Annotated in this window: 27 protein-coding genes; 10 read left to right on the forward strand and 17 right to left on the reverse strand. The window is 58.3% G+C overall.

Translation table 11 applies throughout. From position 1 onward, the window contains the following. The first annotated feature begins 299 nt into the window (after positions 1-299). Complete coding sequence (locus N7607_RS20495) at positions 300-1,625, forward strand: OprD family porin (RefSeq protein ID WP_187805789.1); 1,326 nt, start codon at positions 300-302, stop codon at positions 1,623-1,625. 173 nt (positions 1,626-1,798) lie between these two features. On the opposite strand, the gene N7607_RS20500 is transcribed toward N7607_RS20495, so the two are convergent. From N7607_RS20500 to N7607_RS20525, 6 genes are all read right to left on the reverse strand, one after another. Beyond that, on the reverse strand, positions 1,799-2,254 hold the full coding sequence (locus N7607_RS20500) for a DUF411 domain-containing protein (protein ID WP_187805788.1): 456 nt from the start codon (positions 2,252-2,254) through the stop codon (positions 1,799-1,801). Next, complete coding sequence (locus tag N7607_RS20505) at positions 2,244-3,071, reverse strand: cytochrome c (RefSeq protein ID WP_187805787.1); 828 nt, start codon at positions 3,069-3,071, stop codon at positions 2,244-2,246. The genes N7607_RS20500 and N7607_RS20505 overlap by 11 nt, the downstream gene beginning before the upstream one ends. 9 nt (positions 3,072-3,080) lie before the next feature. Then, the gene (locus N7607_RS20510) at positions 3,081-4,229 is read right to left on the reverse strand and encodes a copper resistance protein B (protein ID WP_187805786.1); all 1,149 of its coding nucleotides are present in this window, start codon (positions 4,227-4,229) and stop codon (positions 3,081-3,083) included. After that, positions 4,219-4,527: a hypothetical protein gene (locus tag N7607_RS20515; RefSeq protein ID WP_187805785.1), complete on the reverse strand. Its 309-nt coding sequence runs from the start codon at positions 4,525-4,527 to the stop codon at positions 4,219-4,221. The genes N7607_RS20510 and N7607_RS20515 overlap by 11 nt, the downstream gene beginning before the upstream one ends. A 12-nt stretch (positions 4,528-4,539) precedes the next feature. Continuing rightward, positions 4,540-6,390, reverse strand: coding sequence for a copper resistance system multicopper oxidase (locus tag N7607_RS20520; protein ID WP_187805784.1), 1,851 nt, complete (start codon positions 6,388-6,390; stop codon positions 4,540-4,542). Between the two features lie 193 nt (positions 6,391-6,583). Continuing rightward, entirely contained in the window at positions 6,584-6,784 is a 201-nt protein-coding gene (locus tag N7607_RS20525) for a co-regulatory protein PtrA N-terminal domain-containing protein (RefSeq protein WP_137973124.1), read from the reverse strand. Positions 6,785-7,074: 290 nt separating this feature from the next. Between N7607_RS20525 and N7607_RS20530 the strand changes: the two genes are divergently transcribed. The 3 genes from N7607_RS20530 to N7607_RS20540 are packed head-to-tail and all read left to right on the forward strand — an operon-like array spanning position 7,075 to position 8,991. Continuing rightward, entirely contained in the window at positions 7,075-7,335 is a 261-nt protein-coding gene (locus N7607_RS20530) for a hypothetical protein (RefSeq protein ID WP_187805783.1), read from the forward strand. A 49-nt stretch (positions 7,336-7,384) separates the two neighbouring features. Continuing rightward, complete coding sequence (locus N7607_RS20535) at positions 7,385-8,221, forward strand: DUF692 domain-containing protein (protein ID WP_279869049.1); 837 nt, start codon at positions 7,385-7,387, stop codon at positions 8,219-8,221. Beyond that, positions 8,212-8,991 carry a DNA-binding domain-containing protein gene (locus tag N7607_RS20540; RefSeq protein ID WP_279869048.1) on the forward strand — a complete coding sequence of 260 codons (780 nt, stop codon included), beginning with the start codon at positions 8,212-8,214 and terminating at the stop codon, positions 8,989-8,991. The genes N7607_RS20535 and N7607_RS20540 overlap by 10 nt, the downstream gene beginning before the upstream one ends. A gap of 55 nt (positions 8,992-9,046) precedes the next feature. On the opposite strand, the gene N7607_RS20545 is transcribed toward N7607_RS20540, so the two are convergent. After that, complete coding sequence (locus N7607_RS20545; RefSeq protein ID WP_187805780.1) at positions 9,047-9,256, reverse strand: heavy metal-associated domain-containing protein; 210 nt, start codon at positions 9,254-9,256, stop codon at positions 9,047-9,049. Positions 9,257-9,451: 195 nt separating this feature from the next. On the opposite strand from N7607_RS20545, the gene N7607_RS20550 reads away from it, so the two are divergent. Continuing rightward, entirely contained in the window at positions 9,452-12,055 is a 2,604-nt protein-coding gene (locus N7607_RS20550; protein ID WP_279869047.1) for an AAA family ATPase, read from the forward strand. A gap of 35 nt (positions 12,056-12,090) precedes the next feature. Here N7607_RS20550 and N7607_RS20555 read toward each other — a convergent pair whose 3' ends face one another. From N7607_RS20555 to N7607_RS20575, 5 genes are all read right to left on the reverse strand, one after another. Further along, on the reverse strand, positions 12,091-14,460 hold the full coding sequence (locus tag N7607_RS20555) for a heavy metal translocating P-type ATPase (RefSeq protein WP_279869045.1): 2,370 nt from the start codon (positions 14,458-14,460) through the stop codon (positions 12,091-12,093). A 5-nt stretch (positions 14,461-14,465) separates the two neighbouring features. Further along, a complete protein-coding gene (locus tag N7607_RS20560; protein WP_187805777.1) occupies positions 14,466-14,711 on the reverse strand; it encodes a DUF2933 domain-containing protein in 246 nt (81 codons plus the stop codon). An 80-nt stretch (positions 14,712-14,791) separates the two neighbouring features. Continuing rightward, positions 14,792-15,325, reverse strand: a complete 534-nt coding sequence (locus N7607_RS20565) for a plastocyanin/azurin family copper-binding protein (RefSeq protein WP_187805776.1) — start codon at positions 15,323-15,325, stop codon at positions 14,792-14,794. 145 nt (positions 15,326-15,470) lie between these two features. Next, the gene (locus N7607_RS20570) at positions 15,471-16,019 is read right to left on the reverse strand and encodes a plastocyanin/azurin family copper-binding protein (protein ID WP_187805775.1); all 549 of its coding nucleotides are present in this window, start codon (positions 16,017-16,019) and stop codon (positions 15,471-15,473) included. Positions 16,020-16,183: 164 nt separating this feature from the next. After that, the gene (locus N7607_RS20575; RefSeq protein WP_137973134.1) at positions 16,184-16,543 is read right to left on the reverse strand and encodes a co-regulatory protein PtrA N-terminal domain-containing protein; all 360 of its coding nucleotides are present in this window, start codon (positions 16,541-16,543) and stop codon (positions 16,184-16,186) included. 208 nt (positions 16,544-16,751) lie between these two features. On the opposite strand from N7607_RS20575, the gene N7607_RS20580 reads away from it, so the two are divergent. Together N7607_RS20580 and N7607_RS20585 are read left to right on the forward strand one after the other, a co-directional pair. Beyond that, positions 16,752-17,429, forward strand: a complete 678-nt coding sequence (locus tag N7607_RS20580; protein ID WP_279869042.1) for a heavy metal response regulator transcription factor — start codon at positions 16,752-16,754, stop codon at positions 17,427-17,429. 2 nt (positions 17,430-17,431) lie between these two features. Beyond that, the gene (locus N7607_RS20585) at positions 17,432-18,814 is read left to right on the forward strand and encodes a heavy metal sensor histidine kinase (protein WP_187805774.1); all 1,383 of its coding nucleotides are present in this window, start codon (positions 17,432-17,434) and stop codon (positions 18,812-18,814) included. A gap of 69 nt (positions 18,815-18,883) precedes the next feature. On the opposite strand, the gene arsJ is transcribed toward N7607_RS20585, so the two are convergent. From arsJ to N7607_RS20610, 5 genes are read right to left on the reverse strand one after another with little or no spacing between them, the layout of a single operon-like run. Beyond that, a complete protein-coding gene (gene arsJ / locus N7607_RS20590) occupies positions 18,884-20,104 on the reverse strand; it encodes an organoarsenical effux MFS transporter ArsJ (protein ID WP_187805773.1) in 1,221 nt (406 codons plus the stop codon). A 9-nt stretch (positions 20,105-20,113) separates the two neighbouring features. Beyond that, a complete protein-coding gene (locus tag N7607_RS20595) occupies positions 20,114-21,118 on the reverse strand; it encodes an ArsJ-associated glyceraldehyde-3-phosphate dehydrogenase (RefSeq protein ID WP_187805772.1) in 1,005 nt (334 codons plus the stop codon). Between the two features lie 49 nt (positions 21,119-21,167). After that, positions 21,168-21,884: an arsenical resistance protein ArsH gene (gene arsH / locus N7607_RS20600; RefSeq protein ID WP_187805771.1), complete on the reverse strand. Its 717-nt coding sequence runs from the start codon at positions 21,882-21,884 to the stop codon at positions 21,168-21,170. A 54-nt stretch (positions 21,885-21,938) separates the two neighbouring features. Further along, positions 21,939-22,295: a metalloregulator ArsR/SmtB family transcription factor gene (locus tag N7607_RS20605; RefSeq protein WP_187805770.1), complete on the reverse strand. Its 357-nt coding sequence runs from the start codon at positions 22,293-22,295 to the stop codon at positions 21,939-21,941. Positions 22,296-22,302: 7 nt separating this feature from the next. Continuing rightward, positions 22,303-22,716 (reverse strand): arsenate reductase ArsC, encoded by a 414-nt coding sequence (locus N7607_RS20610; protein ID WP_187805769.1) that lies wholly within the window; start codon positions 22,714-22,716, stop codon positions 22,303-22,305. 124 nt (positions 22,717-22,840) lie between these two features. On the opposite strand from N7607_RS20610, the gene N7607_RS20615 reads away from it, so the two are divergent. Genes N7607_RS20615 through N7607_RS20625 form a run of 3 tightly spaced genes read left to right on the forward strand, consistent with a single transcriptional unit; the run spans position 22,841 to position 25,537 of the window. Continuing rightward, the gene (locus N7607_RS20615) at positions 22,841-23,191 is read left to right on the forward strand and encodes a metalloregulator ArsR/SmtB family transcription factor (protein WP_187805768.1); all 351 of its coding nucleotides are present in this window, start codon (positions 22,841-22,843) and stop codon (positions 23,189-23,191) included. 38 nt (positions 23,192-23,229) lie between these two features. Beyond that, positions 23,230-24,276 carry an NAD(P)/FAD-dependent oxidoreductase gene (locus tag N7607_RS20620; RefSeq protein ID WP_187805767.1) on the forward strand — a complete coding sequence of 349 codons (1,047 nt, stop codon included), beginning with the start codon at positions 23,230-23,232 and terminating at the stop codon, positions 24,274-24,276. A gap of 55 nt (positions 24,277-24,331) precedes the next feature. Continuing rightward, positions 24,332-25,537, forward strand: a complete 1,206-nt coding sequence (locus N7607_RS20625; protein WP_279869037.1) for an MFS transporter — start codon at positions 24,332-24,334, stop codon at positions 25,535-25,537. Positions 25,538-25,838 lie beyond the last annotated feature (301 nt).

A 25,838-nucleotide genomic window follows, 5' to 3' on the forward strand; every position in this document is an offset into this window, starting at 1 on the left:
AGAATGATGTGCTTATTATCCCGAAGTGGATGAGCCTCAATCGCTCATGTCTAGGACTCCCTGCGCAGTTTATAAGTTCATAGTAACTTTCTGGCCATACCTGTTCGCCCACTAAGGCAAGAACCGCGGGAGCTAGAAATAGGAATTAATGACGCGCAACTGACGAAAAAGTAATTTTCAGGTCACCTTGGCGTTATTTGGCATGTGGAAGTATGTCGAAAGCGTGCCGCTTAACCGGAACGCTTGGGCACATATACAAATTCACAATTAAAACTGCCAAAAAGCATCAGGAGCGTTTTATGAACAACAAGTCTCTGTTGGGACTTTCTCTGATCGCCTTGAGCGTCAGCGTTGGGCAGGCTGCAATGGCCGCCGAGGAAAACAAAGAGGGATTTATCGAAGGAAGTAGTCTGAGCATCCTCAATCGGAATCTCTACTTCAACCGTGATTTCCGCAAAGGCCAATCAAGTAGCAGCGGAAACGGCTACTCCGAAGAATGGGCCCACGGTGTCATAGGCCGCTTCGAGTCGGGCTTCACGCAGGGCACCATTGGCTTTGGCGTCGACGCATTCGCCATGCTTGGAATCAAGCTTGACTCGGGTGACGGCCGTTCAGGAGCGGGTGGCTCGGTCGATGTCATGCCCTACAACAGTCTCGGCCAGGCCGAGGACAATTACTCCAAGCTCGGCGGCGCCGTAAAGACTCGCTTTCTCGACACTGAGATCAAAGTGGGCGATGTATTCCCTGTGACGCCTGTCGTGCAGTACGGCGATTCGCGACTGCTGCCGGAAAGTTTCCGCGGCGTCACCGTATCCAACACCAGTCTCGACGGCTTGGCTCTCCAGGGTGGGAGGCTGCACTCGATGAGCCAACCAAACTCCAGCAGCATGCGAGATGGCTTCGCAACCTTCTACGCAGGCGAAGTCGACTCTCCGTGGATCGCCTACTTCGGAGGGGATTACACGCTCAACGACAACGTTGGCTTCAGCCTTTACACCAGCCGCCTCAAAGATGCCTGGAGCCAATACTACGCGGGCAGTACTTGGAGCTACCCGCTTGCGGATGATGTCGCCCTGATTGGTGGTTTGAATTACTACAAGGCCGTCGACCAAGGGAAGCAGCTCCTCGGCAGTTTTGATAACAACATTTGGAGCGGCAAGGTCGGCCTCCAGGTCGGAGCGCACACTGTGCTGGTAGGTCTCCAGCGGAACAATGGCAATGACGACTTCGATTACCTGCGACAGTCCGACTCCATCTACCTCGATAACTCAATCCAGTACAGCGACTTCAACTCCCCAAAGGAAAAGTCGTGGCAAGTGCGCTATGACGTGGACATGGCGTCGTTTGGTATGCCGGGCCTGAGCTTCATGACTCGTTATGCGCACGGCTGGGATGCCGACTACAGCAATGCCAACGAGGTCTACATGAGACGTGATGACAATGGTGCTCCGCTCACCGATCAGAAACGCTGGGAGCGTGACATCGAGGTCAAATACGTCATGCAGACCGGTTCGTTGAAGGACATGTCATTCCGCTTTCGGCAGGCCACAACTCGAGCTACCGACTTCGAATCGGATCTAGATGAGTTCCGCCTCATCGTCGAATACCCGTTAGAAGTTCTTTAACTCAGTAGGTAGAGCGGCCTACTGCCGCTCTACCTACTAAGCTGCTGTCCCCTAGAGTGCTCCTTTGGTTTTGGAGACAGCCCTCGGCGCCCAATCGGGCGCTTTTTTATAGGCGCAGATGCCCTAGACGTCACTCATTGGAATGTCGACCAGGCGTCTGGCTGTGCAGCAAGTTACTGGGCGGGGTATTCGGCGACGATCTGCTCAGCCCCGGTTTTAGTCAGACCGATGACTTGGTAGGCATGCTGCACGCCTCCCACTTCCATTCCTGGAGAACCGGCCGGCATTCCGGGTACAGCGATGCCGACCAAGTCGTTGCGCTTGGTGAGCTCGACCACCTGCGCTGCTGGCACATGACCTTCGACGAATTTTCCGTCAATCACCGCGGTATGACATGACGCCAGTCGCGGAGCGACGCCCAGTTTCTGCTTGACCGAAGTCATGTCGCCTTCGACGTGATCAATGACCTTGAAACCGCTCGCTTCAAGGTGCGAGATCCACTTCTTGCAGCAACCGCAATTGGCATCCCGATGCACATCGATGGTCATAGACTCGGCGGCCTGCACGGAAGCGATGGTGAACAAAGCCGCCAGGGTAGCCAGGCGCGCGCCTTTGCTTTTAACTTTCATGGACGTGCTCTTTGCCATCGCTGTGGGTATGGGTCTTAGGGGCAGCTTTCGGGGGTTGCTCAGAGTGGTGAGCACCGGAGCTACCCTCATCGCCAGAGGAAGCTTCCCCTGCATGATGATCAGAGCTTGGGGCAGCCCCGCCATGGTGATCTGCAGGTGCCGAATCATGATGTCCGGGCGCTGCCTCAGACGCCCCAGAGCCATGATGGTCTTCACCAGCGGCGGCATCGCCATGGTGGTCAGGCTTGTTACCGCCATGCTGCCCTTCATGGTTGTGCATCTGGCTTTCCCCGCCACCGTGCTCGTGGCCGCCACTGGATGCCACCAAGGTCTGGTATCGCTCGGCGTCCATCTTCGGTAGCTGGTTCAGGAAGGCAACCATGCCCCAGATGTACTCATCAGCCATGCTCTTGCCCCAAGCCGGCATGCCGGTGGCCTTGATGCCATGCTTGATGACCCAGAAGGCAGCTGCCGGGTTTCCATCTACACCGATTTCGGCGAGATTTGGTGGCGCAGGATAAAGTGCCTGGCTGAGCTCAGTCTTGGCCACGCCGGGCGCGAGGTGGCAACCAATACACATAGCGTTGTAGTTGCCCGCTCCCGTGCGGATAAGCGCCTCATCGTCCAGCTTGGGTACTTCGATGTCCTTGGCGCGCACTTCGATGGAGCGGTCACGCGCCATAGTTAGGAAGGCATGCACGGCCGGGAAATGGGGATCGTCGGCGCCGATATTGACCAAGCCGGCATAGGCTCCGGCCAGTACCGCAGCGCTACCAACAGCACCCGCTGCCACCAGGGTTGTAATTGTTTTTTTCATGTCAGGCTCTCAAAACCACATACGAATGCCGGCGACAAAACGCGCCTCATCAACATCCTCGCCTTCGTCACGCACGAGGTCCGCGGTGTTGCCATAGGAACGACTCCAAGACACACCGATATAGGGCGCAAACTGGCGAACGATCTCGTAACGCAGACGCAAGCCGAGCTCGGTATTGGCTAGCCCCGAGCCGACGCCCCGCTCTGGGTCGTTCTTGCCGTAAAAATTCACTTCTGCGGTTGGTTGGAGAATCAGCCGATTGGTCAGCAGAATGTCGTAGTCGCCTTCCAGGCGTGCCGCAGTCTGGCCGTTCTCACCTACAAAGGCGGTGGCTTCGGCCTCGAAGGCATAGAGCGCCATGCCCTGCACGCCAAAGGCCGCCCAGGTTTGTGGCGACTCTGGCTTGAAGTCCTGGCGGACGCCGGCGACGACATCCCACCAGGGGCCGATTGAGCGCCCATACAACAGCTGCAGCTCGGCATCCTCGGTCACGCCGTTGGCGCGCTCTCCCTCGGAACGGAACCAGACCCGATTGATGTCGCCACCTACCCAGCCAGAGGCATCCCAGGCCAAGGTGCTGCCTTCATCGGCATCTTGATATTCGAGCTGATCGAGCAGAAAGAAGCTGTTGATGGCGCTGTCATGCACCTTGTGCCCCGGCAGCGGCGGAAATGCTGCCTGACGGTCGGCGTCTGTCAGGACCGGGATAGGCGTACGGCTGGTCGTTCTCGGTGCTTCAGCGGAGCCATGGTTCATCTGGGAGTGATCCATGGTGCTGTGATCCATCCCCTCCATCTGCCCTTGCATGGCGCCGTGGCCCATCTTGCTGTGGTCCATAGCTGGAGCTTTTTCCTGGCTCTTGCCATGCCCCATCTGGGAGTGATCCATGGTGCCCATCGCACCATGATTCATCTTGCTGTGATCGATTGCAGGAGCCTTCGCTGGCGATGCTTGCTCCTTGGGCATCTGATCATGATCCATGCCCTCCATTGGCCGCTGCCCAGCGCCATGACCCATCTGGCTGTGGTCCATCGGCATGGAGCCGTGGCCCATAGCCGAATGATCCATTTCTTCCGCGGCGAAGGTAAAGCCTCCACTAAGTGCGCTCAGTGACACCGTCAGCGCGACGAGCGAGATTCGTGTGGGCCTAGTGATCATGGTTCGAACCCGCCTCGGCTTCGCCGCCATGCCCATCCGTCATTTTCTCGTGGTCCATCTCTTCATGATTCATGGAACCATGATCCATCGCACCATGTTCCATCTTCTGTGTTGGAGCAGGCTTGTCTTGGGGGGTGGAGCTCGCATTGTCACTTGCTGGCTTAGGCGCTTCAGCCGCGTGCTGGGCATGCTCATCGTGACCTTCATCTGCCAGCGAGACAGGGGCATACATGGCGCCCAGCAGACTCAGCATGGCGACACCGGCAGGCAGGGCGTTTCGTTTCAGGAAATTGCTCATTGGATCTCTCCTTTACTCGTCCACTCGAACTTCACGGAACATGCCCATTTCCATGTGAAGTAGCAGGTGGCAGTGATATGCCCAACGGCCCAGGGCGTCAGCGGTTACGCGGTAGCTACGCTTAGATCCTGGCGGCATGTCGATGGTGTGCTTGCGCACCATGAAGTTACCTTTGTCATCTTCCAGATCGCTCCACATGCCATGCAGGTGGATGGGATGAGTCATCATGGTGTCGTTGACCAGAGTGATGCGCACTCGCTCGCCATACTTGAGCCGCAACGGTTCGGCATCGGAGAATTTGATGCCGTCAAACGACCAGGAGAACTTCTCCATGTGCCCGGTAAGGTGCAGTTCAATGGTGCGGCTCGGCTCACGGCCATCCGGATCGAGGAAAGTGCTGCGCAAGTCCGCATAGGTCAGAACATGGCGCCCGTTGTTGCGCAGGCCGATTCCTGGATCGTTCAACTTGGGCGTCGGCGTCATGGTCTGCATGTCGACCAGAGGGTTGTTGGTCTCCGAGGCGGGATGCGACTGCATGGCGCCCCCCATGCCCGCCATTGCCGAATGATCCATGCCGGCCATGCCGCCTTGCATTGCGCCATGATCCATTCCTGCCATCTGGCTATGGTCCATACCAGCCATGCTGCTATGGTCCATCCCGGCCATCTTGCTGTGATCCATGCCGGCCATTTCAGACATTCCGCCCTGCATAGCTCCGTGATCCATGCCGCCCATACTGCCGTGATCCATCCCCATGTCCCCCATGGAGATAAGCGGACGCGGGTCAACTTCCGGAACAGGCGCGCTCAGACCTTCACGTACCGCCAGGGTGCCCCTGGAATAGCCGGTGCGGTCCATGGATTGCGCGAAGATGGTATAGGCCTGCTCGCCTTCGGGTTCGACTATCACGTCGTAAGTCTCGGCCACGGCGATACGGAACTCATCGATGCTGACCGGTTTGACGTACTGCCCATCGGCCGCCACCACCGTCATCTTCAGGCCCGGGATGCGCACGTCGAAGTAGGTCATGGCCGATGCATTGATGAAGCGCAGACGAATCTTCTCGCCTGGCTTGAAGATGCCAGTCCAGTTGCCATCCGGCGCCTGGCCGTTCATCAGGTAGGTATAGGTATAGCCACTGACGTCGGCGAGGTCGGTGGGACTCATCTTCATTTCGGCCCACATCTTGCGATCGGCCACCGCGGCGGACCAGCCCATCTCGCTCACGTCATCGATGAAATCGCCGACGGTGCGCTTGTGACGGTTGTAGTAGTCCGACTGTTTCTTCAGCTTGGCCAAAACCCGAGCCGGGTTTTCGTCAGTCCAGTCGCTCAGCAGTACAACGTAGTCGCGGTCGTAGCTGAAGGACTCAGGCTCTTTCGCATCAATCACCAGGGCACCGTAGACCCCGACTTGCTCCTGCAACCCCGAGTGACTGTGGTACCAGTAGGTACCGTTCTGATGAACCTGGAATCTGTATTCATACATGCCATCGGGAGCGATGCCATGAAAGCTCAGGCCGGGCACGCCATCCATGTTGGCGGGCAGGATGATCCCGTGCCAATGGATGGAAGTGTCCTCCTTCAGCCGGTTGCGTACACGCAGGGTGACGGTATCACCCTCCCGCCAGCGCAGGATGGGGCCGGGGATGGACCCATTAATGGCCATGGCCATTCGCGATGAACCGGTTATGTTCACCGGCAACTCCGCGATGGAGAGATCGAAATTGGTACCGCTCAGCACATTTGGCTGGCCTGGGCTTGTCACTGCCCAGACCGGCGTACGCCACATGCCCAGTCCACCCAAGATGCCGGTAGCGGCCAGGCCTTTGACGAAGGTTCGCCTCGTGGTTTTGCTTTGCATGCCGTTGTGTCCAGTCAGTCTGATGAGCCGGGGAATATCAAAACCGGCATCGAGTTTGTCGGCGACTTCAGTTTCAGTGGAATTCCCCTGAATACTTGCTCACTGTCGCTAGTGTGCAAATCACTGCGACAGCGAGCAGTATGAAACTGCCATATCTCAAGCATCCGGGTGATTACATTTCTGTCAGGTTGAGTCAGCAGTTGGCGTGTTTGGCCTGCTTGCTCTGCTCGACCGGGGTCTCGGCTTTCTCTTGCTGAGCCACCTGGTAGGCTTCCATCGACACTTGGCGGGCCTGCTCCATACGAGCAAAAGTGCGATCAGCGCCGCCTTCGGCCATGGCCAGGCTGGAGACACTGAGAGCGGTCACTACGAAAAGCAATTTGATCGATTTCATCTTGGGTTCCTCGTTGGTTTGGGTAAGCCTCTTGAAAACAGAGGCTGAGCATTTGGCTCAATGTCACCTTAGCCAAGGCGCCCTGTCAGAAACCTGAGCCGAACATTACAGTTCTGTCAGGTAGCTATTTCTTGCTTGTCGGCCCTCCCGCCAGCTAGGTAGTGTCATCTCGGTGACTTTTCCGATGCCTTGCGAGTTTCGTGGAGAGGCATGCTCGGCAGCGATGCCTAAGCTTCCATGGCCGTGCACATGCACGGCCTGAACCGATACCACCTAGAGAGATAGCCACTATGTCGACAAAATCCAACGCCGCTACCGGCGCCGCCCTGGCCCTGGTTGCGGCCAGCCTCTTTACCACCCTGCCGGCACAAGCGGCGCCAGATGCCAAAACCGCGGAAGTGAAGTGTTTCGGCGTCAACGGTTGCAAGGGTCAAAACGACTGCATGACCGCCAAGAACGCCTGCAAAGGCCAAGGTGAGTGCAAAGGCCAGGGCTTCAAGCTGATGACTCAGGCCAAGTGCGATGAAGTCGGCGGCAAGACCGGCGAATGATGCTACCCGGGGAGTGCCTGCCACTCCCCTGCTGGAGTCCTGAATGAGAATGGGCAATACGCTGGGTTTCGGTGTTGGCCTGCGTAGCGAGTACTACCAGCAGATCCTGGAGCAGCAACCCGCAGTCGATTGGTTCGAGATCATTTCCGAGAACTACATGGTGGAAGGCGGCAAAGCCCTCTACTTTCTCGACGCGATCAAAGAGCAGTATCCCCTGGTGATGCATGGAGTGTCCCTGTCGATCGGCGGCTCTCACGCCCTGGACATCGACTACCTGCGGCAGCTCAAGAAGCTGGCCGATCGGGTCCAGCCACATTGGATTTCCGATCACCTGTGCTGGAGCCGCGGCAGCGCCCATCAACTACATGATCTGCTGCCCATGCCTTTTACCCAGGAGAGCCTGCAGCATGTCGCCGCACGGGTGCGACAGGTGCAGGATGTCCTGGAGCGCCCCTTGGTGCTGGAAAATGTCTCCGCGTACGTGCAGTGGAAAACCTCCTGCATGAGCGAGTCACAGTTCCTTGCGGAGCTGAGCCAGTCGACAGGCTGCGAGTTGCTGCTCGATATAAACAACGTCTACGTCAGCTCGCGAAACCAGGCGTTCGATCCATGGCAGTTCATCATGGAGTTGCCGCACGACCGGATTCGCCAAATTCACCTGGCGGGACACAGCGACTATGGACAGTACCTCATCGATACCCATGATCAGCCCATCGCCGATCCGGTCTGGTCGCTCTACAGCAAAGCCCGGTCCTACCTCGGGCCGATCTCCACGCTGATCGAGCGTGACGACCATTTCCCTCCCCTCGCGGAAATCCTGGGCGAGCTAGAGCATGCACGTACGCTCGCACGTGGCGTCCTAAAAGGGGCCACGTCATGCGGCTGAGTACCCTGCAGGATGCACTGGAAGCCTACCTGGCAGATGAGCACGCCCTCCCCTCTGCCGAGCTACTGGAGCAGGTCCTAGGCAGTCCGGCACTCAACGCAGCTGACGGCCTGCGGGTTTACCACAACGCCTACCGTGCGCGCCTGCTTGCGGTCCTGCGTGAGGACTTCCCGGCTCTGCAGCAGTGGCTAGGCCCAGAGTCGTTCGAGCAACTTGCACTGGCCTATATCGCCGCCTGGCCGCCGCAACATTTCAGCATTCGCTGGCTGGGCGAGAATCTGCCTGAGTTCATTGGCAGTTATGTCGCAGAACCTCAACTATCACCGATGCGCGAACTCGCGAAGCTGGAGTGGGCCTTCACCCTAGCGTTCGATGCATGCAATGCCGCCGTGCTGTCAGCGGACTGCATGAGTAGCCTCACGGCCGAGGAGTGGGTCTCGCTCAGGGCGGCCTTGGTACCATCGGTCAACTGGCTGCATCTGCAGTACAACACGCTGGAGATATGGAAGGCCGCCAAAGCCGAAAGCCCTCTTCCCCCAAGTACTCGCATGCCAGTGGATCAGAGTTGCCTCGTATGGCGCCATGATTTGGTATGTCGGTATCGAAGCCTGGAGCCAGATGAGGCGAAGGCGCTGGGGCTGTTTGCTGGTGGCGAGTCATTCGCCGAGCTCTGCGAGTCGCTACTTACATCGCATGGCGAGCAAGCGCCCCTCCAAGCGGCGATATGGTTGAAGCAGTGGGTCAGTGACGGACTGCTGGTTCGACACTAGGTAGGCATGTGAAGACCGTTGCCCGGCAACGGTCTTCGAAGAACGAGACATCGATTCAGGCGGCCCATTCGCCAATCTCAGCCCCAAAACCCAGCTCACGTACCGTTTCACATACCGTTGCTGCGCTTTCTTGGGTGTTTACAGAAACTGTGCCGGCGGCTCGATCAACCACCACGCGCGCCTCCGAATCTAGGAGCTGAATAGACCTGGTGATCTTGCTGACGCAGCTGCCGCAGCCCATTCCCGTTACCTTCAGAACGACCATAAATCACCTCTTCTCTAGATCGGCACGATTGCCGTGCTTAAGAATCAACCTTGACACCCTGGCAAGGTCAATGCCCCGCCAAATGACTCTGGGCAATATTTTTGGCAAGTAAGCGAAGCGCGAGCTATGAAATAAGGGCACGCAGTAAATGCTCAGCATCAGCTCGGATTGGGAGAAATCCAGGGAGGGCAAAGGATGTCACTGCTTCAAGAAATTCATGCTTGGTCGCAGTCACTAGCTCCTTGGCAAAGTGACGCACTCGCCCGGTTGCTCGCGAGACCAGAGCTGGAGGCGGCGGATCAGGCCGACCTACTGGCCTTACTGAAGTCGACGCATGGGATTGAAGACGCACACAAGCGCGAACCCAGCCCGCTTCAGGCCGGACAAATACCCGAGCCGGTGAAGGCGGACACTCTTGTCCTGCTTCACGCAATTAGGGATTTCAGGCATGTGAATGCCATTGCTGAAGGGCAGGTGCTGCCTATCGGTGGTTCGGGGTTGACGGTTATCTATGGCGATAACGGATCGGGAAAATCGGGCTACTCTCGGGTCCTCAAACGGGCCTGCCGTGCGAGGGATCAGATTGAGCCCATCCACCCCAATGCGAATCTACCTGCTGACAAGGCTGCGGTGCCTGAAGCATGGTTTGATATCTCTGTTGACGGAGCCGCACAGGGTGTTCAGTGGGTGCAGGGGCTGACCGCTCCTGCCGTGCTGTCATCACTCGCCATCTTCGATACACGCTGCGCACGTGCATATCTTGATACGGAAGACGACTTTTCATACGTCCCGTACGGCCTCGATGTGTTCGAGGGACTCGCAAAACTCTACCGGCAGCTGAAAGCAATCATTGACGCAGAAATAGCCCAGGCGGCAGTCGATTTGACGCTGTTTGCGCCGCTTCAAGGCGCAACGCCGGTGGGGCAGTTGATTGCCACATTGTCTGCTAAGACGAAGGTGGAGCAAATCGATGCACTTGCAACGCTCACGCTAGAGGAGCTAGCTCAACACGAAGCCTGGGGCAAAAGCCTCCTCGAGGCGAACCCGAAGGAGAAGGCAACTCAGCACCGTCAGTTGGCAAAACGGGTGGAGGCAATCGCAACTAGCGTTGCGGACAAAACCAAACTGGTGGATGGCGTCGTTGCGGCTGGCCTGCGGGAGAAAACTGAGGTCTATCAAAAAGCTAAATCCGCGGCTGAAATAGCCGCCAAACAGTTTGTAGAACAAGAAACCCTTCTGCCAGGAACTGGCGGCGAGGTGTGGCAGGAACTTTTCGAAGCAGCCCGCCGGTACGCAGTGGAGTCCCATCCTGGGCAAGTGTTTCCCCATCTCAGCGCAGAGGCCCCCTGCCCGCTCTGCCAGCAGCCCCTTGGAGAGGGGGCTGAGAGGTTGCATCGCTTCGAGCAGTTCGTACTGGCCGAAGCAAAAACTCACGCCCAACAGCGGCGCCGCGACTTGTACGCCGACTTCAGAGCTTTGGAACAGCACGATCTGGGACTAGGGGCAGATGAAGTCACCCTGGGTGAGATAGAGGCCCAGGTGCCTGGCTTGGCTGCTGAGGTGACGGCTTTCGAAACTGTCTTGAAATCTAGGCAAGCAGCTTTGAAGCAGGCTGTTATCGATAATGCATGGAGTGAGATCGGCGAGATCCCACCCAGCCCCGCAGAGCGTCTGCAGATACTGGTTCAGGCGTTGAATCGAAGCGCAGACTCATTGGAGCAAGCATCCGATGAGAAGGCTCGCGAAGCACTACAGAAGCAATTTACAGATCTGGATGCCAGAGTGCGCCTGCAGGCAGTTAGAGATGCCGTCGTGGCGGCAATCAACCAGTTGGTCCTGCAAGCTAAGCTGAAGGCCTGCCTGGGAGATCTTAAGACCACAGGCATTTCTACCAAGGCCGGAGAGCTTGCAGAAAAAGTTGTCTCTCAAGAGCTGGAAAATACCCTTAACCGCGAGTTCAAAGCTCTGGGGGTGGGTACGCTACGACTTGCCCTCAAAAGTCGGGCCGACAAAGGCAAAGCGCTCCACAGGCTGAAGCTCGAAACGACGCAGAGCCGAAGTCCGGGTGACATTCTTAGCGAAGGTGAGCAGCGGGCAATTGCCATCGCAGCTTTTCTATCTGAGGTGGAGCTTTCCGGTAGTCGAGGCGCTGTTATCTTTGATGACCCGGTGTCCTCCCTCGATCACCGGCGGCGAGAGCGTGTTGTTCAACGACTTGTCGCCGAGGCGGCCAAACGCCAGGTCATCATTCTTACCCACGACATCTACTTCCTGTACCTGCTTGTCGACGAGGCCGAGAAGCGGGACATCCCCATGCTGGCTCAAAGCCTGAACCGGCGCCCTGAAGGCTTTGGCGTTGCCGAAGCTGATTTACCGTTTGAGGGCAAAAATACAAGCCGGCGTATCGGCGCCCTCCGCGCCCATCAGCAACAAATTGCCAAGCTATATCGAGTAGGTGATGAGCCCGAACATCGTAAACAAACTGTGGAGGCGTATTTTCATCTGCGCATGGCTTGGGAGCGGGCCGTAGAGGAGGTCTTGCTGCGCAAGGTGATCCTGCGATTCCGCAAAGGTGTCGAGACTCAGCGATTGGACGAGGTGGTCGTCGAGGATGACGACTATCGAGAGGTTTTTGCTGGGATGAGCCAGTGTTCAAACTATGCGCATGATAAGGCCCTGGCTGGTGGTGTGGCGGTACCTGATCCTGAAGAGTTGCTCGCGGATATTGAACGCTTGGAATCATGGAGATCTCGGGTAGAGACCCGTGCTGTTGCGATCAAAAAGGCGCGTAAAGCATAGAGGGGCCGCGATACGGCCCCTTCTTGCGATCAAGACTAATCGATCCGTGTTTGCCGTAGTCGCAGCGCATTGAAGACTACCGACGCAGAACTCACGCTCATCGCCAGGGCGGCTATCAGTGGCGACAGCAGATGGCCCGTCAGCGGGTACAGCAGCCCAGCCGCCAGCGGAATACCCATCGCGTTGTAGAGGAATGCAAAGGCCAGGTTCTGCCGCATGTTCTTCACCGTGGCCACCGACAGCGTGCGTGCTCGCAGGATGCCCATCAGATCGCCCTTAACCAAGGTCACCTGGGCGCTATTCATGGCCACGTCTGTGCCTGTACCCATGGCGATACCCACATCGGACCTGGCCAGAGCCGGCGCATCGTTGATCCCGTCACCCGCCATGGCGACACGCCGACCGTAGCTCTGCAGATCGGCGACCAGCTTCTCCTTGTCTTGCGGCTTGACCTCCCCATGGACTTCCTCGATCCCCAACTGCTTGGCAACGGCCTTTGCTGTCGTCAGACCGTCACCGGTCGCCATGATGACCTTCACGTCCTCGCTTTGCAGTTTGGAGACGGCCTGCTGGGAGGTCGGCTTGATCGGATCGGATACGGCTAGCAGCCCCGCCAGGCGGCCATCCACTGCCAGATAGATGATGCTGATACCCTCTAGGCGCAGCTGCTCGGCACGATTGCGTAGCGGGGTAATGTCGACGCCAGCCTCATCCATTAGGGCTGTGTTTCCTAGCTGCAATTGATGACCATCGACCAGCCCTCTCACACCGATGCCTGAGCCTGACTCGAATGTGTCTGGCTTGGCCAAGGTGAGTCCTGTGCTACGGGCATGATCGACGATGGCGTGAGCCAGCGGATGCTCGCTGCCCTGGTCAAGGCTAGCGGCCAAGCGCAACACCTCGTCCGAGTCGAACGATCCGGTTCCCTCTGCACTATGGAAGACCGGTCGACCCTCAGTCAGCGTTCCGGTTTTGTCGACGATGAGCGTGTCGATCTTGCAAAGGTTCTCTATAGCGCTGGCATCGCGGAACAGCACACCGCTGCTGGCGGCCTTGCCAGTCGAGACCATGACCGACATGGGCGTCGCCAGCCCCAACGCGCAGGGGCAGGCGATGATCAGCACTGCCACGGCATTGATCAGGCCGAACACCCAACCTGATTCCGGCCCGAATAGCCCCCAGCCGAAGAAGGTCAGGATCGCAATCAGGATCACCCCGACCACGAAATACCCCGCCACGGCATCGGCCATTCGCTGCATGGGCGCCTTAGAGCGTTGGGCTTTTGCCACCATCTGAACGATCTGCGACAGCATGGTTTCTGCGCCGACTTTCTGCGCCTCCATCACCAGGCTGCCATGGGTGTTCATGGTGGCGCCTATCAGGGAGTCCCCTGCCCGCTTGGTGACGGGTACCGGCTCTCCGGTGAGCATCGACTCGTCGACCGCGCTCTCCCCCTCCAGCACCGTGCCATCCACGGGGACTTTCTCACCCGGCCGGACACGCAGATGGTCGCCCTGATGGACATGAGTCAGAGGAATATCTTCCTCCTGGCCGTCGGGCCTGATGCGCCGCGCTGTCTTGGGGGCCAACCCCAGCAGCGATTTGATGGCTGCAGAAGTTTGCGAGCGGGCCTTGAGCTCGAGCATCTGGCCCAAGAGCGTGAGCGAGATGATCACCGCAGCAGCCTCGAAGTAGACGCCGATGCGGCCATCCTGAACGAAGGCTGCCGGAAACCATTGCGGTACCAAGGTAGCGAACACACTGTAGAGATAGGCAGCTGCCGTTCCCAAACCAATCAGGGTCCACATGTTGGGGCTACGGTGGCGAATGGATTCGATGCCGCGGGTGAAGAATACCCAGCCGCCCCATAGCGTCACGGGCGTTGCCAGAACAAGCTCGACCCAATTCTGGGTCGTGCCATGGAATAGCTGTAAGGAGTGACCAGCCATCGCCAGCACGGTCACGATGATGGTCAGCGGCAGGGTCCACCAGAACCGCCGCGAGAAGTCTTTCAGCTCCGGATTCTCTTCCTCCTCCAGCTCCGGGATGACAGTTTCTAGCGTCATGCCGCAGATCGGACAGTTCCCAGGAGTGGGTTGGCGGATCTCAGGATGCATCGGGCAGGTGTATTCAGTACCCGGGCTTGCCGGCGCCGAAGGCTGCGGCGAAGTGGCAGGCTGGTGATGCCCAGCATGCGATTGATGCCCCAGGTACTGATGAGGTTCTGCTTGGAATTTCTCCAGGCACTTCGCACTGCAGAAGTGATAGGCCTTCCCTTCAATGCTCTTGTGGTAAGGGCTGTCAGGTTTGACTTCCATGCCACACACCGGGTCGCGCAGACTCCCTGGGTGTCCATGGGAGTGATGGGAATGATCCTGGTCTTGAAGGCTGGAGGGGTTGTGCATGCGATCTATGTCCTATTTTCGTCCTTGGAAACGGCGCTGCTGGAACGCGATTGACCGCCATGATTGTGGCCAAACAGGTGCATCAGCGGGCACAGCAGCAGGATTAGGTACGGCAGAGCCTGTGAAAGATGGCCGTAATGCTCTCGCGCCACATAGAAGACGCCGATGACGGCCAGCATGATCAACGCGATGCCGATCTTGCGCTTCCAGAAAGGTGGTTCCGCCGCGCTGGAATGATGGGTGTGCTCCAAGACAGTAGCCTCGATTCAATGGCTGTTGGATCAGCATAGGCCGCTGAGTTTTCACCTGAGTTGACGCTTATCAATAGAGTTCAGCGTACGGTCACCTTACCGACCATTCCTGACTGATAGTGCCCAGGGACATTGCAAGCGAACTCCAGATCAGTGGTCTCGGAGAAGGTCCAAACCAGCTCCTCGCGTGCACCAGGTCCTACTAGAACACTGTTGGGGTCGTCGTGCTTCATACCGGCCATCTTCATGCCTCCCATGGCATGGTCCATCTTGGTCATGTCATGCGCAGCCGTCGGGGACAGCGTGCCGTTCTGAAACATCGCGGCCATCTCCTTCTGATGCGCGGCATGGGACGCTGCTTTGCCCAGATTGAATTCGTGCAGCAGAGCTCCCTCGTTCTGCAATACGAAACGCACCGTCTCGCCCGCCTTGACTTCAATTGCCTTGGGCTCGAAGAAGATGTCGCCCATCCGTACTTCGATGGTGCGGTCTACCTCCTTGCTGTCTCCCGGCTGACCGATGCTGTCTTTGTTGTGGCCAGGGCCTGCGAGAGCGTTGGCAGCACTGAGGAGAAAGCCAATGGTCGTCATTAGGTGAAGTGATCTGAGTTTCATGGTGAGCCTCTTTGGTGGGGGGAGGAACGCCCTGATGCTAGTTAGGCGAAGCTGCCGGCACGCTGGCGCGAAAAATACATCTAAGTAAGGTTCGTTAGATCGGTGCTACCCAAGCCCACGGCTAACGGGTAGCACCGCTGCTGATCTAACGTAGGGCAAACTCACCCACCATTCCCGCCTGATAATGTCCAGGCAGTGTGCAGGCAAAGCTCAAGCTCCCAGCCTTAGGGAAGGTCCACACGAACTCTTTGGTTGTGCCGGGCTCGACGAGAATCGCGTTTGGATCGTCATGCTTGGCTTTGATGACTTCCGGATACCCAGGCGGGTTTGCCTCACCGGTGCCATAACGCTCGTGCCAGACAATGCTTTCGGCCATGCCTGTCGGCGTTAACGTGCCGTCTTTGAACAAGGCCGCCATCTCGAGCTGGTGCTCCAGTTGGGTCGCCGCTTGGCCTATGTTGAACTCGTGCATCAATGCGCCTTCGTTCTTCAGAACGAAACGCACGGTTTCGCCTGGCTGCACATCGATGGTCTTTTGGCTGTAGCTGATGTCGTCCATCTTCACGAAGATGGTACGTGTAGTCGGCGTCGACTGGGCCAGTTGCCCAACGTCGTCACTGGTCTCGGCTAACGCCGGAAAAGCGGTGCTGATGAACAGCGCGCTGATCAGCAGATTTGGAGTTATGCGTTTCATGGTGAGACCTCGCTTGGGGTGTTGGAAATCTCATGCTATTCCCCGCTTCCTGTCAGACCGCTGACCCCAAAACTACAATTGCGTCACCAGGAAAAAGTACGGCGCCGATGTGGCGCCGCTAGGCCAAAGGAGCAATCACGGAAGGCCTGGAAGATGGGGAAATCTCACTTATGGCACTCTTTGTCGGCCATCATCAGCTTGTGCTCACGAATCATTTGAGCCAGCACGCCGTCTACCAGCTTGTCGTGCGTTTCCATCCAGGCCAGATGCTCTTCGGCAGAAATGCCTGGAGCTGGGTGTTCGTTGTGCAGCTTACTCATGATGTCTTCGAGCATTTTCATGTGCTCCTTCAAGTGCACATGCCGCTCACCGACAGGGGCCTGCTCCGCCTGGATCAGCACGGCTTCGGCTTTGTCGCTCATTTGTTGTATGCGCTCGAAGACTCGATCGCTGCCCCCCTCGGCCCAAGCCATAGAAGACAGCAGCAGCGAACCAACCAGGAGCAAAGGTTTCAGCGATTTCATAGGGCAGTCTCCATCAGTGAAAGCTGTGGCCGGCACCTCTTGGTCTTGTCTAATGAGGGCCGAGAGCACAACCCAGTGCTCATGTTTGCACCCTAGACCAGCCACCCTGTCAGGGACCTGAAGCCAGAATTACATTTTCGTAAGCTTCTGGTTGGCGGCCCTGTTTGCCTCCAAACTCAGCCCCACACGACTTCAGGAATCTGCTCGCATGAAACTTCTGGTAGCTGAAGATGAACCCAAAACCGGTGCGTATCTGCAGCAAGGGCTCACCGAGGCAGGGTTCAATGTCAACCGGGTCATGACAGGTACCGATGCGCTTCAGCACGCGCTGAGCGAAGCCTATGACCTCCTGATCCTTGACGTGATGATGCCGGGGCTGGATGGATGGGAAGTGCTGCGCATGGTGCGAGCGGCAGGAAAGGATGTTCCGGTCTTGTTCTTGACCGCACGCGATGGTGTGGAAGATCGGGTTAAAGGTCTCGAGCTGGGTGCAGACGACTACCTGATCAAGCCATTCGCGTTTTCAGAACTTCTGGCCAGGGTTCGGACATTGCTGCGCAGAGGCAATGGCTCCCCTACGCAGGCCACCATGAGGATTGCAGACCTGGAAGTCGATCTGATGAAGCGACGCGCTGTCCGCGGAGGAAAGCGAATCGACCTGACGGCGAAGGAGTTTTCATTACTTGAATTGCTGCTGCGACGGCGCGGTGAGGTTCTTCCAAAGTCGCTGATTGCTTCCCAGGTCTGGGACATGAACTTCGATAGCGACACCAACGTCATTGAGGTTGCAGTGCGCCGGTTGCGCGCAAAGATCGATGACGATTTCGATCTCAAGCTGATCCATACCGCCCGTGGAATGGGCTACATGATGGATGCTCCGGAGTAAGCATGCGCCATCTTTCGTTAACCGCACGTATGAGCCTGATGTTCATGTCCGCAGTGATCGCTGTTCTGACAGCGGCAGGCTTGAGCTTCAACATGCTTAGCCAGCACCACTTCAAAATGTTGGATAGGCAGGCCTTAGAAGAAAAACTCGAATCGACCAGGCATCTCCTCAACAACGCCCGCAACGGATCGAACCTTACCGAAGAACTACCTCAGTTGCGGGCCTTGCTCGGCGCTCATCAGGAACTGGCGGCAACCATACTTGCCAGCGATGGCACTGTGCTCTTTTCCGATACCAAGGCGTTGGAGATCCCCGACGACTTAAAGCGAACTGAGAGTACAGGGATGTGGGATTGGCAAAACGGCGAGCAGATGTACCGCGGAGTGACCGCCAAGATCACGGTACCCAATCAGCCTCAACCACTCACGGCAGTACTCATTCTCGACGTCACCAATCACGCACATTTCTTCGACACGCTACAGCGATGGTTCTGGATTGGATTGACCATCAGCGCCCTGATCAGCGCCGCACTGGGTTGGGTAGTTGCTCGAAGCGGGCTCAGGCCCTTGCGACAAGTCACGAGTCTCGCCACCTCGATGTCCGCACGATCGCTACAGGAACGAATCCCCCTAGAGCCTGTGCCGTTGGAGCTGCAGCAACTCGTTCAGGCTTTCAATGCCATGCTGGCTCGGTTGGAGGATGCGTTCGTCCGGCTTTCCAATTTCTCAGCGGACATTGCTCACGAGCTGCGTACTCCGGTGAGCAATCTGATGACTCACACTGAGGTTGTCCTGAGCAAAAAACGTGATACCGATGCCTACGAGGACAACCTGTTTTCCAATCTGGAGGACTTGAAGCGCATGTCCAGGATGATTGATGACATGCTCTTCCTAGCAAAATCAGATAATGGACTGATCACCCCTGAACGAGCCCCGATCAATCTAGCGGACGTTGTGGCCAAGCTGTTTGATTACTACCACCTAGTAGCTGATGATCATGGCATCTTCCTCAAAGCTTCCGGCGGGGGCCGTGTTCTTGGCGACAGGCTGATGCTTGATCGGGCTATCTCCAATCTACTGTCTAATGCTCTGCGCTATACCTCCGCTGGACGGGCCATTTCGGTAGCCGTCCACCAGACCGAGAGCTCTGTCACCCTGACTGTCGAGAACCCCGGCGAAACGATCAAGCCAGAACACCTGGCGAAGCTCTTTGATCGCTTTTATCGAATTGATCCCGCCCGGCGGGAAGGCAGCCCAAGCAATGCGGGTCTTGGGCTGGCGATTACCCGATCAATAGTCGAGGCCCACGGAGGACGGATCTGGTGCACCTCGGCCGATGGCATCACTGGCTTTCACATGGAGTTTCCCAGGCTATCTGGGTCATAACTTCACTCGCGATCGCTACCCGATGGACCATTGCATCGAAGCATCAGACAAGCCAAGACGCCCGCCTCATCAGGAGGGCATCTGGTGCCGAGGCAGCCCGACGGAGATTAGCGCCGCCAGCAGCACGAAGCCACTGGACACCCACAGGCAGGCCCCCAGCCCGTACTGCTGGAATACCCAGCCCGAGAGCAGCGTGCCAATCAGGCGACCCAGAGCGTTGGACATGTAGTAGAAGCCCACGTCCAGGGACACCCCGTCCTCCTTGGCGTAGCTAACGATCAGGTAGCTGTGCAGCGACGAGTTCACCGCGAACAACACCCCGAACAGCATCAGCCCGCCCAGCAATACCACCTGTGCCGACCAGCCGGTGCTCAGCCCCAGTGCGATCAGCGCCGGCAGCCCGGCCAGGGCCAGAGCCCAGGAGAAGGCAACGCGGCCATCCGGCACGTGTCCGCTCTTCTTGCCGGTGATGCTAGGGGCGAAGGACTGCACGATGCCGTAGCCGATGATCCAGGCGGCGAGGAATCCACCCACCAGCCAGAAGTCCCAACCGAATACGGTACTCAGGTACACCGGCAGCGCCACAACGAACCATACGTCGCGAGCGCCGAAGAGGAACAGCCGCGCGGCCGAGAGGATGTTGATCGCCCGGCTCTTGGACAGCATGTCGCGGAACTTTGGTTTGGCCTTGGCCTTGCCCAGATCCTTCTTCAGCAGCACCAGGCTGCCCAGCCAGATCAAGGCAAGCACCGACGCCATGGCCAACACCGATCCAGTGAAACCGAGTAAGGCCAGTAGCGCTCCACCGAGGAAGAAACCGACGCCCTTGAGCGCGTTCTTCGAGCCGGTAAGGATGGCCACCCACTTGTACAGCGTGCCCTGCTGATTGTCCGGCACCAAGAGCTTGATCGAACTCTTGGCGGACATCTTGTTGAGATCCTTGGCGATGCCGGACAGCGCCTGGGCTCCCATCACCCAGGGCACGGTCAGCCACGCGGCCGGCACTGTCAGCATCAGCAAAGCCAGCACCTGCATGCCCAGACCGATGTTCATGGTGCGGTTCAGACCTAGGCGAGCACCGAGGTAGCCACCCACCAGGTTGGTGATGACGCCGAAGATCTCGTAGAACAGGAACAGCGCAGCGATTTGCAGTGGCGTGTAGCCCAGGGTGTGAAAGTGCAACACCACCAACATACGCAACGCGCCGTCGGTGAGAGTGAAAGCCCAGTAGTTGCCGGTAACCAATAGGTACTGACGCACTTCAGCTGAAAGGGCTGACAACGCCTTCATGATCGCTGCTTACTCCGCCGCGCCAACCAGTCGAGCCAGCTCCGCCGCTCGGTTGGCGTACCCCCACTCGTTGTCGTACCAGGCGTAGATCTTCACCTGGGTGCCCGCCACCACCAGAGTCGACAGTGCGTCGATGATCGAGGAGCGCGGATCGGTACGGTAGTCGATGGACACCAATGGTCGCTCTTCGTAGCCCAGGATGTTCTTCAGCGGGCCTTCGGCGGCCGCCTTGAGCAGAGCGTTGACCTCCTCGGCGGTGGTCGCGCGCTCCACCTCGAACACGCAGTCGGTCAACGAGGCGTTGGCCAGCGGCACGCGCACGGCGTGACCATTCAGCTTGCCGCGCAGCTCGGGGAAGATCTCGGCGATGGCTGTGGCCGAACCGGTGGTGGTCGGGATCAGGCTCATGCCGGAGGCGCGCGCACGGCGCAGATCCTTGTGCGGGGTGTCGAGGATGCTCTGGGTGTTTGTCAGGTCGTGGATGGTGGTGATCGAGCCGTGGCGGATGCCCAGGTTCTCGTGGATCACCTTGACCACCGGCGCCAGGCAGTTGGTGGTACAGGACGCGGCAGTGACGATGCGGTGCTGCGCCGGGTCGAACAGGTGCTGGTTGACCCCCATCACCACGTTCAGCGCGCCCTGCTCCTTGACCGGTGCGCAGACCACCACGCGCTTCACGCCTTGATCCAGATAGGCCTGGAGCACGGCGACGGTCTTCATCTTGCCGCTGGCCTCAATCACCAGGTCGCAGCCGCTCCAATCGGTATCGGCGATGGCCTTGTTGGCGCTGACGCGAATGCGCTTGCCGTCGATCACCACGCTCTCACCATCGCTGCCCGCCTCATGCTGCCAGCGACCATGCACCGAGTCGAAGTTCAGCAAATGAGCGTGGGTGGCGGCATCGCCGGCCGGGTCGTTGATCTGCACGAACTCCAGCTCGGGCCAGTTCCAAGCAGCGCGCAGGGCCAGGCGGCCGATGCGGCCGAATCCGTTGATACCAACTTTGATCGTCATGGTGCGGTCTCGCGTAAAGGTGTGGGTCAGATTGCGTCGAACGGGTTGATCAGATGGCGCGCTGGTTGACGCGCCTGGATAGCTCTTCGGCCGACTCCTTGCGCTCGGAGTAGCGGTCAACCAAGTAGTCGGAGCGGTCGCGCAGCAGCAGCGTGAACTTGACCAGCTCCTCCATCACATCCACCACACGGTCATAGAACGAGGACTGCTTCATTCGGCCGTCCGCGTCGAACTCCAAATAAGCCTTGGGCACAGAGGACTGATTAGGGATGGTGAACATGCGCATCCAGCGGCCGAGCACACGCAGCTGGTTGACCACGTTGAATGACTGCGAGCCACCGCATACCTGCATCACCGCCAGGGTCTTGCCCTGGGTCGGGCGAACCGCGCCAATGGCCAGCGGCACCCAATCGATCTGCGCCTTGAACACGGCGGTCATCGAGCCGTGACGCTCAGGGGAGCACCACACCTGGCCTTCCGACCATTGCATCAGCTCGCGCAACTCCCGCACCTTGGGATGGCTTTCCGGAGCATCATCCGGCAGCGGCAGGCCACTCGGATCGAAGATGCGCGTCTCGGCACCGAAGCGTTGCAGCAAGCGTGCTGCTTCTTCGGTCAGCAGGCGGCTGAAAGAACGCTCGCGGGTAGATCCGTACAACAGCAGGATGCGCGGCGGATGGGATGAAGCCGACTCGACGCCGAGCTTATCCAGTGTCGGCAAGTGAGCCAGGTCGACATCCAGGTTAGGCAACAGGTCGTCTTGCATGGTTACTCCTACTAAATCAGGTACTAGCCCCCGTCTGGGGACGTTCAATCGGTGTCAGCAGCAGGTTGCTGCCCGCTCCGGGCGATCACCCATCTGCTGTAGACGCTGAGGGTCTTCACCGAACAAGGTGCGGTTCGCCGCGTGCGTAGCCTGGAGGATCTGCATGACCCACTCCGGCAGCTCGGGGTGCAGGCGGTAGTACACCCATTGGCCTTGGCGACGATCTTCAAGCAGGTCACAGGTGCGCAGCTGGGCTAGATGGCGAGAAATCTTTGGCTGGCTCTCATCGAGCGCACAGGTCAGCTCGCACACGCAAAGCTCACCCTCTTCCACGATCAGCATCATGGCGCGCAAACGCGTCTCGTCAGCCAGGCATTTGAAAACGGTGATGGGGGTTAGGGATTTAGCCATAGCGACCTCAGCGTTTGGTTTTCACCAGGACGAACATCTTGATGCGCTCATGAATCTTATGAAGGGTGTGGCGGAATGCTTCCGGCTTGCTGCTCGTAACCGGGTCTTCAAAGTTCCACGCGAGAACCTCGCCAGCACCGGGGAGCGCGTGACATTCCAGCGCCGACTTGTCGCACAGGGTGATGACATAGTCGAAACGCTGCCCCTCGAACTCATCGATGGACTTGCTCCGCAAACCTTGGGCAGCCACACCTAGATGCTCCAGCGCCTCAATCGTTCGGTGGTCGACCCCGCCAGGCTCTGTGCCTGCGCTGAAAGCTTCGAAATGCTCGGAGTCGGTATGGCGCAGCAGGGCCTCGGCCAGTTGAGACCGGGCGGTATTGGCCACACACACGAACAGCACACTGCTTTTGTTGCTCATCGAGAACACCACAACATATTCGCTTAATCGAATATATGGATTTCCATATGACCTGTAAAGCGACCACAAGAGAGTTCGACCCTAGGCTTTACATGTGCATAAGCATGCACATATATTGTTCCGCATGAACAGCAGCACAACTCTCCGAACTCAGGCCATCGAAGCGGCCATCGACTCGCTCGACAGCGCGTTCTTCAAGGCTCTCTGCGAGCCGCCGCGAGTGGCGGTGTTGAAGCGCGTCATGCAGCTAGGCCGCGCTGACGTAACCGAGATCGCAGCGGAGCTACCGCAAGAACGCTCCGTGGTTTCTCGTCACCTCCAGGTGCTGCTTGAGGCCGGCATCGTTCGCTCGGCCAAGTTAGGCCGCCAGGTGTTCTACGAGGTCGATGGGCCGGCCATCATCAAGAGGCTGGAAGACATCCTGCAGCACACCAAGGCCATCGCTCCCTTCTGCTGCCTGGGCAGCCAGCCCTGAGTTTTCATTTCCTTAAATACGTGCATAGGTGCGCATAAATGAACGCAAATAGCCGGATTATCGATGTCATCGTCATTGGCGGCGGGCAAGCCGGCTTGGCGGCAGGCTGGCATCTGCGCCAACAGGGACTGGATTTCCTCATCCTGGATGAACAGCAGCGTCCGGGCGGGAACTGGCACAACTACTACGATAGCCTGAAGCTGTTCTCACCGGCGGCTTACTCATCGCTACCTGGCATGGCATTCCCTGGACCAGCGAAGCACTACCCGTCGCGACACGAAGTGGTGAGCTATCTCGAGCAGTATACCGAGCGCTTCCAGCTGCCGATCCACCCCAGCACGCGGGTGGCCGCGGTGCATCGCGAAGAAACTGTGTTTCGCGTCGACTCGGCCAATGGCCAGCAATTTCTCGCCAAGGCGCTGATAGTGGCCTCGGGAGCCTTCAGCCGACCGTACACGCCAGATATCCCGGGGCTCGACAGCTTCGGCGGCACGCGCCTGCATAGTGCGCAATATCGCAACTCTGCCGGATTCGAAGGGCAACGCATCGTGGTTATTGGCGCGGCCAACTCAGCGGTGCAGATTGCTCACGAGCTGGCACAAGTGGCGCAAGTCACCCTGGCCACGCGCGAGGCCATCCGCTTTATGCCCCAACGCATACTCGGTGCCGACTTCCATGATTGGCTGAAGTGGACTGGCTTGGGTAAAACCCGCTGGCTCAGCGACCAGAGCACGCCGGTGCTGGACGATGGAACTTATCGACGGGCATTGAAGGCCGGTCGCTACAGCCAGCGCCCTATGTTCCACCAGGTGACGCCCTCCGGCGTCGTTTGGGCTGATGGGCAAGTAGAGCGCATTGATAGTCTGATATTCGCAACGGGCTTCCGTCCCAATCTGCCCTTCCTCGAAGGCCTGTCGGTGATGGACGATCGAGGCAACGTACTACAACGGCATGGCGTCGCTACTCGTGTTCCCGGCCTGTATTTCGTGGGTCTGCCGAAACAACGCAACTTCGCCTCGGCCACGCTGCGCGGAGTCGGCCCAGACATCGAGCACAATCTGAAGCACCTGCTTCGTTACTTGTAGGCTGCCCCTGCCTGAGCAGTACCGCATTGCAGTCATAACAACTAGAGCCCTTTACGTGACCCAACCTGAAAGCCGCCAGCCAACGATTAATCGAGTCAAATTCGTCTGGGCTTTAGGTATCGCCCAGATCCTGGCCTGGAGCACGACGTACTACTTGCCGGCCGTACTGGCGACACCAATCTCCAAGACCATGGGATGGTCACTGACCAGCGTCGTCGCCGGCCTGTCCTGGGGGCTGCTGGTAGCGGGTATCTGCTCGCCACTGGCAGGCCGCCAGATTGATCGCCACGGGGGGCGGCCCGTCCTAGCCAGCAGCTCGCTGTTGATGGCGTTGGGGCTGCTTCTGATGGGAGCGGCCGGCAACCTGCTCGTCTACTACCTAGCCTGGACATGCATCGGTGCGGCGATGGCGGCAGGTCTGTACGACGCGGCGTTTTCCACCCTTGGTCGCTTACTCGGCGACGGTGCACGTACCTCGATGACCGGCCTGACCTTGCTTGGGGGGTTCGCCAGCACGCTGGGCTGGCCTCTGATTGCGGGCCTGGAACACGAGCTTGGCTGGCGATACAGCTGCTTCGTGCTAGCAGGAGCTCATCTATTTATCGGGCTGCCAATCTACCTCGTGGTGGTACCCAAAGAAGCTTCAACAGCTGCGCAGAGCAGCCATGCTCAGTCGGCAAATACTCCACCACCATCACCAAAGTACCGACAGCTCTTTCTATTGCTGGCGCTACTCCTGACGCTTCAATCGCTAGTGGTTTCTGCCGTTTCTGTTCACCTGCTTGATGTGCTGAAACTGCTAGGAATCGCCTCTGTCACCGCGCTCGCCATTGGCATGGTGATCGGGCCGGCACAGGTAGTGGGCCGCCTCGCGGAGTTTTCCATAGGCCGCAACCTACATCCGACTTGGCCGGCACGAGGAGCCATTCTGCTGAGTGGTGTTGGCATCGTCATGTTGATGCCTGGTGCGCCATGGCTGGCCTTTGTAGCGATGGCGCTGTATGGAGCTGGCAACGGTATTCTAACCATCGCTCGCGGCACGCTGCCCTTGGTGCTTTTCGGCAAAGAAGGATACGGAGCGCGAATGGGGCTACTGGCCCGCCCCATGCTGATCGCTCAAGCCACTGGCCCGGTTGTGGCCGCAATCGCAGTGGATAAGCTAGGGCCACAAGCCTTGCTGGCGGCAATGACTGTTCTGGTGGCTATAAGCCTGCTGGCAAGCTTCAGCCTCCCATCGAAATCCGCACCAATCGAGGATTGAAGATCGCCAGTAGCACGTTCTCAGTTAATCGCGAACGGCCACTTTTGACCTGGTCCTTTGGAAAGCTCGCCTCGCAAATGACCGTCGTTCGTCCCGATGCTAGGTTGCCCCAGGCGGGGAGCAATATCTCAGGCAATCAATCTGAATCCAGAAGCGACAAAGGCAACTAGGCGCTCTAGGACGAGCTTTATAGGTCTTTATAGTCAATTATAGAGCGATTATAGAATCCCATTTCTGGACGCAGATTTTGCGTAGTCCGCTTATGGCTGGGAGTGCTCAACCGCGGCCTCACGCAGCCAAG

The sequence above is a fragment of the Pseudomonas sp. GD04019 genome (assembly GCF_029837695.1).
GTDB lineage: Bacteria > Pseudomonadota > Gammaproteobacteria > Pseudomonadales > Pseudomonadaceae > Aquipseudomonas.